This is a genomic window from Microcystis sp. LE18-22.4A (assembly GCF_027531105.1).
Classification (GTDB): Bacteria; Cyanobacteriota; Cyanobacteriia; order Cyanobacteriales; family Microcystaceae; genus Microcystis; species Microcystis aeruginosa.
Map to the genome: position 1 here is coordinate 1 of NZ_JAPZRB010000241.1, position 10,082 is coordinate 10,082.

A 10,082-nucleotide genomic window follows, 5' to 3' on the forward strand; every position below is an offset into this window, starting at 1 on the left:
TTCCGTTAGATTTTTAGCTTGAACGAAGTAATTTGGATAGGGTTCATCCGCAGGAATTATGTACTCGGAAACTAACGAACAACGATCCGCAAGACACTTTCGAGAGTTTAACCAATCTTTCCGTTCTGAAAGAGCGTAATTATAAACGCTCTTACAAACATCAAGAATGTGGATGATCTCCCGTTCCTGTTGCCTATTTACCTTTAGTTTGTACTGGTAGGTAAGCGTTATCACTGTCGTTCGTTTCGTGATGTACAATCAGATTATAACACTTACCGCCTAATATGTCAACTGATTACAATCATGGATTTCGCTCTGTTTATAGACTTACCGCTCACGTCGTATTCGTCATCAAATACCGGCCATTGCTATTAACAATGAAATCTTAGCCCGACTTAAAGAAATTTTTGTGTCAACGCTCACGAAATGGGACAGCACATTACTTGATTTCAACGGTGAATCGGATTACGTTCACCGGATTATCGATGACAAACCTGACATCGCTTTATCCAAATTAATCGCTAACCTTAAAACAGTTAGTAGTCCCATTAATTAGAAAGGAATTTCTGGATTTGGCGGCCAAGTATTTCTACAACAAACCCTATTTTTGGACGGGAGCTTATTTCGTGGCCAGTTGTGGCGGCGTTACCATCGAACAACTAAAAAAATACGTCGAGAACCAAAACTCCCCAAAAGTGGAAACCCTACCGCGTTAGTTTTATTCTGGTGGCGATTCATCTCCCGTTAACCGCTACGCGGTTTAACGGGAGTCCTCTCGCGACCTTGAGATAGCGTAAGCCGCCGAAAAACATCGATACGCCCGTTACCAGCAGCAGATTCCCGATAATTGAACCAGTAATCGTCGCTTTCACCACCTCGATCAAACCTTCTTCGAGGGCGGCGTAGGCGAGAATTAATTCGGTAGCGTTGCCGAAGGTGGCGTTCAATAAACCGCCGAGATTGGGACCGACCACGACGGCGATTTCCTCGGTCGCTTTTCCCATGTAAGCGGCCAGGGGAACAATCGCTAGACAGGCACTCAGGAAAACGATCGTCACGTCCCAACGCAGGAAATTCCAGGCGATCGAGATCGGGACAAAAACCAACAAAATAGCGAAAATCCAGTCCTTTCTATTCATAGCAATGGGTGTCTCGGCATAAAACCGCGCACGGTTTTGAAAAACAGACTATCGAGTTTTTTTCTGTTTCGATTACCCGAATCGCCCGCTAATATACTCGCGGGCCTCGTCGGTTTGGGGATTACCGAACATAACTTCCGTGGGGCTGAATTCGACTAATTTCCCCCGGCGTTTCCCGGACCGATCGGTTTCGGTGTTAAAAAACGCCGTCCAGTCGGCGATCCGCGATGCCTGCTGCATATTGTGGGTGACGGTAATGATCGTGTAACTTTCCTTCAGTTGTAGGCACAATTCCTCCACCTGACGGGTAGAGATGGGATCGAGGGCCGAACAGGGTTCATCCATCAATAAAACATCTGGCTTCATAGCGATTGCACGGGCGATACAGAGACGCTGTTGTTGTCCCCCCGATAGTGCCGTTCCTTTTTCTTTCAGTTTGTCCTTTACTTCCTCCCAGATCGCCGCCTGCCGCAGGGAATACTCGACCAATTCGTCCAGATTTCCCTGATAACCGTTGGTTCGGGGTGCGTAGGCGATATTCTCGTAAATGCTCTTGGGAAAAGGGTTCGGACGTTGGAAAACCATGCCCACCTGTCGCCGTAACTTGACTGCGTTGACCTGCGAATCGTAAATATTCTGATTTCGGTAGAGTAATTTTCCCTCCACCTTGGCGCCGGGGATCAGATCGTTCATTCGGTTAAAGCAGCGCAAGAGGGTACTTTTCCCGCAACCGGACGGCCCGATAAAGGCGATGATTTTTCGTGCGGGAATTTTAATATGAACGTCCAGAAGAGCGAGAAACCCGTTATAAAAAACTTTGACTCCTTCTGCGTCGAAAACACTGTGATCTGGGTTAAGGTGGGTAGTCATGGCAAAAATTCTCCTGATCGTTTATTAAAGATCGATGGTTTTTTTAGAGGGGAGGGTTTGCAAACCCTCCCGTACTGGAGAAGTGGGGAGTGCAGGAGTAGGGAAGGTTATGTATCTACCCCCTTGCCCGCTGCCTTCCCTAATTCAGTGTCGAATAACGTTGACGTAGATAGATGGCGATGGCGTTGAGGGCGAGAATTAACAGGATCAGAACGATAATCGCGGCCGCCGCCGCATTGGCAAAACCGGGTTCGGGACGGGTGATATAGCTGAAAATTTGAATCGGTAGTGCCATAAAGCGTTGGAATAAACCAGGATCGAAAGTGAGGAAACTAACCGCGCCGACGACCATTAAGGAAGCCGCGTCCCCGATCGCCCGCGACACGGAGATAATCACCCCCGTGAGAATCCCCGGCACCGCGTAGGGTAAAACATGGTGTTGGATCGTCTGCCATTTGGTACTGCCTAGACCGTAGGAGGCTTGGCGTAGGGAATCGGGAACCGCCCGGATCGCCTCCCGCGCCGTGACGATAATCACCGGCAGCGAGAGAAGCGCAAGGGTTAACGCGCCGGAAATCAGCGTCGGGCCAAAATTGAGCAGATAGTTAAAAACCGCTAATCCTAATAAGCCGTAGACGATCGAGGGAACCCCGGCCAGATTGCCGATATTCACCTCGATCAGTGCCGTCCACCAAGTTTTCGGGGCGTATTCCTCTAGATACAAAGCCGACCCGACCCCGATCGGGACCGCCACGAGAAGCACGATAATTCCCAGATAGAAACTACCGATGATCGCCGGACGGATACCGCCCCTTTCCGGGAAACGGGAAGGCGTTTCCGTGAGGAATCCGGGGGTTAAGAGTCGTCCGAGTCCATCGTGGGCGATATTCAACACCAACAGCGCCAGAACGAACAAACCGATCAGTAAACCGAAGAGGAAAAGATACTCGCAGAATTTGCCGATCGCCTCGCGGCGTTCGAGATGGTCGATAAATTCAACGGTATCGGATTTGACAGAGGATTTAACCATGGGAAATCAATCGTATTTTTCTTTAAAACGGTGGGATATCCAGTAACTGGCTAGATTCAGCACCAGCGTGATCAGAAAAAGCACCGCGCCGACCGCGTAGAGGGTTTTAAAACTGAGACTGCCCCGGGGCGCATCTCCCCCGGAAATCTCGGCCATAAAAGCGGTCATCGTGGCGATCGACTCGAAGGGATTGAGGGTAAGCCGGGGTTGCGAGCCGGCGGCGATCAACACCGTCATCGTTTCCCCCACCGCCCGCGACATTCCCAGAATAATCGAGGCCATGATCCCGGAGAGGGCGGCGGGGAGAACCACTTTAAAAATCGTTTCCAGCTTGGTAATTCCTAGGGCGTAGGAACCCTCGCGCAGGGAACGGGGAACCGCTCGGATCGCGTCTAAACTAATCGATCCCACCGTGGGAGTGATCATGATCCCCATCATTAGCCCGGCGCTGAGGGCGTTAAAAATCTCGACGGGGAAAAGATTCCGCAAAGTGGGCGTGACAACGAGTAGGGCGAAGTACCCGTACACCACCGTGGGAATCCCGGCAAGAAGTTCCACCGCGGGGCGTAAAATCGCCGCTAGGTTCGGTTTTGCGTATTCGGCGAGGTAGATCGCGGAAGATAGGCCTAAAGGAACCGCGACGGACATAGCGATGGCCGTGGTTAAAAATGTCCCGTTAATTAGCGGCCAGATACCGAAATGAGGGGTGGCGAACAGTGGAGTCCAACGGGTATCGAGAAAGAATTGGGCGAAAGATACCTCTTGAAAAAATCCCCAGGTTTCACTAAAAATAATCGCCACGATGCCGATTGTCGTCGCCACGGAAACGAAAGCGCAAGCGAAGAGAATCAGCGCGATTATCTTCTCTTGAATATCGTCGCCGGGGCGCTTGAGGAGCGAATTATCTGCCGGCAAAAAAGAATTATCGAAAGAACTCGGGGTTAAGGTCATGGTTTGACAAAATTCCTTTTTTAGATAAAGTTCGTGATCGGTTCTCCCGGTTTAGCTTTGCCGAATTTCGATCCCGTTTCCCTGCGCTCGAATTTCCGCAGGGTTTTGACGTAGGCCTCATCTGGTAAAGCGACGTAACCCACGCCATCGACCCATTTCCAGGAATTTTCTAAATAGAAGCGCACGAATGTTTCCAGGGATGGATTCGTTTTTAAATTATTCTTGTTGACGTAGATAAACAGGGGACGGGAAAGGGGATTATAGACATTGCGGAGAACGTTATCGATGGGGACCGGTTTGACGCATTTTCCTTCATTATTTTCGATCGCCACCAAGTTCAATCGATCTTGGTTCTGCATATAGAAAGAGATGCCTAAATAGGCAAGCGCGGATGGATTGCCGATCACCCCCTGCACGAGCGCGTTTTGATTGCGGTTCGGGGTGAAATCGGTACGGCTATTTCTCCGTTTTCCCGTAATCGCTTGGGTGAAATAATCGAAGGTTCCCGTATCGGAAGGCGGGGCGAAAAGTAATAATCTCTCGTCGGGAAATTTGGGATTAATCTGTTTCCAACTGGTAATCCTACCCTCCGCTTTCGTGTTCCACATTCGATCGAGTTCTTTAATCGTTAAACACTTGGCGAATTGATTTTTTTTATTGACGATCACCGCCAATCCGTCGATCGCCATCGGTAATTCCAGAAATTCCACGCCGTTTTCCCGACATTTCTCGATCTCTTCTTTCCGGATCACCCGCGATGCCCCGGCAATGTCGAGATTTCCGGCGCAGAACTTACTAAAACCGCCCCCGGTTCCACTGGTGGCGACGCTTACCCGCGCTTCGGGATGGATTCTCTGATATTCTTCGGCAACGGCGAGGGAGAGGGCGAAACCCACCGCACCACCGTCGATCGAGACTGGTGCTTCTTTCTCGGCCGAGTCGGCCGGGCGACCGCAACCGGCGATCAAATTACTGGCCATCAGAAGGGAGATTAGGAAAAAATAATGAGAGAATTTCATAGATTAAAGCGGGAAAAATGTTAGGAAGCCGACTGGTTTTTAATCTGCTCGAAGATGCCGTTATTGGCCAGAAATTCCTTTTCGATCAACGTCCAACCCCCGAGATCTTGGGCGTTGAAAAGAGTTTCGATCGGCGGAAATTGTAGTCCTTCATCCTTGGCCACGAAGGGATTGACCGATCGATAGCCCAATTTGGCCAATTCCTGTTGTGCCGGCTCGGAATAGAGGAAATTCACAAAGGCCTCGGCCACCTCTCGCGTGCCGTGTTTATCGACATTTCTATCCACCACCGCCACGGGATTATCGATCGAGATATTGACCGGGGGGACTAAGTAATTGGTATCGGGTTGATTTCTTGCCGCTAGAATTACCTCGTTTTCGTAGGTGACTAAAACATCCCCCTTTCCTTCTTGGAAAAAGGCATTGCTGGCTTCCCGCGCGTCCCTGGCTAGGGTGGGAATCTTTTGATAGATCCGGCGGACAAAATCCCATGCCTGTTGCGGTTCGCCCCCCGTTTGCGTCACCGAACCCCAGAGGGCTAATAACTGCCAAATAGCGATCCCGGAAGTTTTCGGATCGGCGGATAGAACCGTAACGTCCTCTCTAGCCAGATCCGCCCAAGATTGAATCTTTTTCGGATTTCCCGCCCGCGTGACGATCGCTGCCACCGAGTGACTCACCACCCCCCGCCGCGGCACCCGATCTTCCCAACCGCGATTAATCAGGCCGGCTTGAGATATCCGCATCACGTCGAGGGGAAGGGCCAGATGTACCACGTCCGCCTCTTGTTTCCCTGCGATCACGTCATCGGCCTGGGCCAGGGAACCGCCGTAACTCCGCTGGAAAATGACTTTTTGGTTATGCTCTTTCCGCCATTTCTCGACGAATTTCGGGATAATCTGGTCGTGGGCGGCTTTCGTGACCGAGAAGGAAACGAGATTCAGTTTCACCTCCGGTTTTGAGCCGATTCCCCCGCAGGAGGCGAGGGCGAGACTTGCCAAGAGTCCCACTAACAGGAAGGAAAAGAAGCTCCTCCCCGATAAGGAACGAAAGCGACGAAACAGCGATCGAATTGGCAACAGTGATACATTCATCGGGATTTTCTCGATAAGGTTGCTCTAAACCAACTAATTTTTTCTTCTCTCTTCCTGAATTTTGACTCCCGTGGGAGCCGGAGATTGGCGATTTTTACGGGGGGTCTAATTTAGCCGATGGGAATCAACAGGCGATAGGAGCCGTTATCGAGAATAATCCGTAGGCCCAACCACATCAGCACAAAAGGGAAAAGCTTACTCGCATAACGGCTGAGGACAACTGCGATCCCCGGTTGGCGGGTTAGATTATAGGAGAGAAATAACCAAGTACAAACGATTAGATAGCAGATCGGGATGATTACGGCTAACTGCGCCACGGTACTATTGGCGAATAGGGGAATATAGATACCGAGATTATTGCCGCCATTGGATATCGTGACCGCGGAAACTTTATAGGTTTGGCGATCGCTGAAGACTTGACCGAGGGATAGTCTGCGGGAGGCGAATCCGTGAAATCGGGCGTTTCTTCGCAAATTCACCTTGCGATCTGCGGTTTCCCTCTCGTTATCGCGATTTAACGTCAGTAAATTTCTCACACCGATGAGGATCGGCAAGATTCCGAGAAGACCGATATAAATCGGCGGGATGATTAAGCCGAGTAGAAAACCCAGCAAGCTAACCGATACTAAGGCCGTAAACCCGACTAGCTCGCCGACGACAACGTGAACCGGGCGAAAGGTACGATTTACCTCGCTAAAGAAGCCGGTTAGATAAATATTGTCGTCGAAGGTGGTGGCTATGCCGGTGGCCACCGCGATTTTGACGATTTCGATCAACCAATCCATCCATACCACCTCGATCTCTCAAATGCGGGCGCAATTTCACTTTAAAACTATATCATTTTCAATACATTTATAAATGTACTTTGTTACACAATCGAGGAGTCGTGGGTTTCTATAGTATGTAGATAAAACTAATGGCAGCTATGCCGAGGGAGTTTGTCAACCCTTCCCTCTTGTCTCCTTTACCGATAATAAATCTTGTTTTCTGCGAGAAATCCCATGCTCCACCGTTCGATCAAGTGTCTCTGGAAACCGTGGCGAAATTGCCGGGGAGTTCTTCCCGCGCTGCTTTTTGTGACCAGCCTCGTCGGGAGCTTTCTCCTGGCTGGATTTTCCGACACGAACGCAAAGCGCTCGCTACGCGAGATCGCCGTCGGTCAAAATTCTCGATCCGATAACCTGATTCTGAACCTCGTCGATAGCTTTAAATTCCCCCGAAATACGACTCCCCGGCTATTGGAAACCGTGGGATTATTTATCGCTGGAATTCTCTTCTGTATCGCGATCGATCGCTGGTTCAAGCGCTCGACCCCCTCCGATATCACTCCTCTCGCCAAACAAGCGCGGCGGTTAGGAACCCTCAAGATCGGCTATCCCGAGGGTATGACCAATCTGGAAGTTCTCCGCGCCCAGGCCTTTCTGGAAAGACGCTTAAAACCCTTTGGGGTGACGGTAACGTGGACGAGTTTTCTGGCCGCTTCCTCTCTGATCGAGGCCTTGAGCAACGGAACGATCGACTTCTGCGGTGGTGGCGGTACGGCGAGTATTTTCTCCCAAGCAGCCGAACACGTCTTCGTCCGGGTAGCCAAGGAAAAATATACCGCCCCGAAAGGTCAGGCGATTCTCGTGCCTGAGGATTCGCCAATAGAGACGTTGGCGGATTTAAAAGGAAAAAGAATCGCCTTCGATCGAGGTTCGAGCGCCCATTATGTCCTCATCCGCGCCCTGATGAGAGTGAATCTAGAATTAAGCGATATCGAACCGGTGTATGCGACTCAACCGGAAGCACTGGTGCTTTTTCGTCGCGGTGAGATCGACGCTTGGGTGGTCTGGGTTCCCTATTCCCCCACGGAGACGCGCACCTATCCGGGAAGATCGGTGGCGGATCTAGAGAGTATATTCGGGGAAAACGCCTCTCTAGAAGTGCCGACCTATTATTATGCGGTTCCCGAATTGGTGCGGGATTATCCCGATGTACTGAAGGTGATTTTAGAAGAGGTGAACGAGGCGGGGGCCTGGGCGAAACAACAGGAGTTAGAGGCGACGAGACGCTTGGCAGCTCACCACGAGATCGATCCGGCGATCGTCACTAATCTCGAACAACGGGCCTCTGAACGTGCCATTATCCCAATCGACGATCGCTCTCTGACGGCCCTACAACACCAAGCTCATATCTTCCGAGACCTGAAGCTGATCCCCCATCGGGTCAATGTGCGCGACGGAACCTACACCCTACAGACGAAACAAAATTGGACATATTAACCAGACATCGGCATTTTGGGCATCGGTTGGATTTATGCCGCTACCAAATGGCCGATGATCGGGTTTCTAGTGGATATTATCCTTTTTCTGACAATTGTCATAGAAACGAGCAATAACGACCATGCTCATTTAGCAGATGCTTTTCTAGCAGTAGAACTTAAAGCATCGACAAACTTGAAATGTTTTTCGATTTTGGATTTTAGATTTTGGATTGAGAATCCTGAAAATCCTGATTAGATTTTGGCTTGTTAGAACTTCCTGTAAATATTGACTTTACTCTGTTCCCTGTTCCCTTAATTCTAAAAATTATAACGATATTATAACAAAAAATAACAAAAAATTTACGAAAATTTACGAAAAAAAATGCCACAAGTGTTGACAAAGAAATCAAGAGTTCTTACCATTCAAAAAATAAAGAAAAAAACGAATCTTAAGACTTCTCCAAGTGGGTTTTGCCCCTTGACATTCTGTCGCAGTATAACAGCGAAGATTGCTAAACCTCACGATTTAGGCTTCTGCTTCATTCATCCCTACATACTACAGTTATGACCACACTTCTAGTCCCAGTTTACCTTGATGCCCTCTACCTCCCCACCAAGACAAATGTACTGGGGGAAATGACTGATTATAGTAAGCTCCCCTACTATAAAAATAGCCAATTAGTAAATCGCGGTAGGGCTTATATTAGCGAAACCGTATTAACGGTTCCCTTTACACAACCCCAATTGACCTTAAAAGCAGGCATTCACCTACACTGGTCTTTACCAGATGCGCTGACTAACGGTATAGCGAGAGATGGAGAACAAGGCATTACATTTCCCCTTGTACCTAATCGCTGGTTAATTATAAGACGTGGGGGCAATCTAGTAGAAAAAAAATGGGTTGTAGAAAGTGATTATCTGTATCCTGAAGGTGCTACACCAGAAGATACAATTAATATCCTCTATTATCCAGCTACCAATGAGTATCAACCCTATCGTTTTCTGGGGCGTAAATTAGAATTGGGAGCATGGCGCTTAAGGCCAACAAATGCCCAATATATTCAGGAATTGTCCGCTATTGGACCCTTCGCCACAGTTGATGGCTTAGACAACGAAAAAATTGCCTTTGCTGGTTTTTATCCTAACTGTCGTAGTGTGTTCGGTTTTCATGATGGGGACTTCACCCCCAACACAACCCCGCCCAAAGACCTACGATATGATGTCATTGGCTGGTATAGCGACGGCGAAAATGATTATCTTGACAAATTTATCAAAGAACAGTACCCAGACAGAGATCCTTTAAGCCTTTTAGACACTCTGCAAAGTAAAGCTGGCTGGACAGTAGAAATAGGCAATAACCAAAGTTTCCCTGATCGTCTTCTTTGTCATGCTTCCCTAAGTTTTGCGCCGGGTGCTTCTGTAACTAACCCACAAGCGATTAAATTCCAAGGAACGATCGCCGTAGGAAACAACCAAGAAGAAGCCATAGCAGCTTATGTAGCTCGTCAACTGGACACAACAAATACAGAAAATCGCAAAACGATTGAGGAGCAGCTAGAAGCCTTACAAATGAGTGGGCGTTTAGTACAGCAAAATAGACCTCTTGCAAAAGTCTTAAGTCGATCCTTGTACAGCAACATTTTTGAAGATTATCAACTACTAATAAATAATTAACTGAAAGTCCCTCCCATTATTGTTTCTATCGTTTGTTTTCGGATTTATGCAAGAGGTCTA

The 10,082-nt window shown here is 48.8% G+C and carries 11 protein-coding genes and 2 pseudogenes; 5 read left to right on the forward strand and 8 right to left on the reverse strand.

Features of this window, described 5'->3' with window-relative positions:
• On the reverse strand, positions 1 to 234 hold a 234-nt coding region (locus tag O9295_RS11030; protein WP_288032959.1), incomplete at its 3' end, for a helix-turn-helix domain-containing protein.
• A gap of 148 nt (positions 235 to 382) precedes the next feature.
• On the opposite strand from O9295_RS11030, the gene O9295_RS11035 reads away from it, so the two are divergent.
• Positions 383 to 556: a transposase gene (locus tag O9295_RS11035; protein WP_423202529.1), complete on the forward strand. Its 174-nt coding sequence runs from the start codon at positions 383 to 385 to the stop codon at positions 554 to 556.
• Between the two features lie 16 nt (positions 557 to 572).
• Entirely contained in the window at positions 573 to 716 is a 144-nt protein-coding gene (locus tag O9295_RS11040; RefSeq protein ID WP_261779553.1) for a transposase, read from the forward strand.
• Between the two features lie 72 nt (positions 717 to 788).
• On the opposite strand, the pseudogene O9295_RS11045 reads toward O9295_RS11040, so the two are convergent.
• The 7 genes and pseudogenes from O9295_RS11045 to O9295_RS11075 form a co-directional block, all read right to left on the reverse strand.
• Positions 789 to 1,139, reverse strand: a pseudogene (locus O9295_RS11045) (calcium:cation antiporter family protein); the annotation flags it as partial.
• Between the two features lie 72 nt (positions 1,140 to 1,211).
• On the reverse strand, positions 1,212 to 2,009 hold the full coding sequence (gene pstB / locus O9295_RS11050) for a phosphate ABC transporter ATP-binding protein PstB (RefSeq protein ID WP_288032960.1): 798 nt from the start codon (positions 2,007 to 2,009) through the stop codon (positions 1,212 to 1,214).
• A 139-nt stretch (positions 2,010 to 2,148) separates the two neighbouring features.
• Positions 2,149 to 3,039, reverse strand: a complete 891-nt coding sequence (pstA, locus tag O9295_RS11055) for a phosphate ABC transporter permease PstA (RefSeq protein ID WP_002738206.1) — start codon at positions 3,037 to 3,039, stop codon at positions 2,149 to 2,151.
• Between the two features lie 6 nt (positions 3,040 to 3,045).
• Positions 3,046 to 3,990 (reverse strand): phosphate ABC transporter permease subunit PstC, encoded by a 945-nt coding sequence (gene pstC, locus O9295_RS11060; RefSeq protein ID WP_002763664.1) that lies wholly within the window; start codon positions 3,988 to 3,990, stop codon positions 3,046 to 3,048.
• Positions 3,991 to 4,010: 20 nt separating this feature from the next.
• The gene (locus O9295_RS11065; protein ID WP_288032961.1) at positions 4,011 to 5,009 is read right to left on the reverse strand and encodes a PstS family phosphate ABC transporter substrate-binding protein; all 999 of its coding nucleotides are present in this window, start codon (positions 5,007 to 5,009) and stop codon (positions 4,011 to 4,013) included.
• 20 nt (positions 5,010 to 5,029) lie between these two features.
• On the reverse strand, positions 5,030 to 6,103 hold the full coding sequence (locus O9295_RS11070) for a sulfate ABC transporter substrate-binding protein (RefSeq protein ID WP_288032962.1): 1,074 nt from the start codon (positions 6,101 to 6,103) through the stop codon (positions 5,030 to 5,032).
• A 110-nt stretch (positions 6,104 to 6,213) separates the two neighbouring features.
• Entirely contained in the window at positions 6,214 to 6,888 is a 675-nt protein-coding gene (locus tag O9295_RS11075; protein WP_002763668.1) for a cadmium resistance transporter, read from the reverse strand.
• 216 nt (positions 6,889 to 7,104) lie between these two features.
• On the opposite strand from O9295_RS11075, the gene O9295_RS11080 reads away from it, so the two are divergent.
• The 3 genes and pseudogenes from O9295_RS11080 (at position 7,105) to O9295_RS11090 (ending at position 10,022) form a co-directional block, all read left to right on the forward strand.
• Positions 7,105 to 8,367 (forward strand): sulfonate ABC transporter substrate-binding protein, encoded by a 1,263-nt coding sequence (locus O9295_RS11080; RefSeq protein WP_288032963.1) that lies wholly within the window; start codon positions 7,105 to 7,107, stop codon positions 8,365 to 8,367.
• Between the two features lie 12 nt (positions 8,368 to 8,379).
• A pseudogene (locus tag O9295_RS11085) lies at positions 8,380 to 8,448 on the forward strand (thiol-disulfide oxidoreductase); the annotation flags it as partial.
• A gap of 464 nt (positions 8,449 to 8,912) precedes the next feature.
• Positions 8,913 to 10,022, forward strand: a complete 1,110-nt coding sequence (locus O9295_RS11090; protein WP_288032965.1) for a hypothetical protein — start codon at positions 8,913 to 8,915, stop codon at positions 10,020 to 10,022.
• Positions 10,023 to 10,082: the final 60 nt, after the last annotated feature.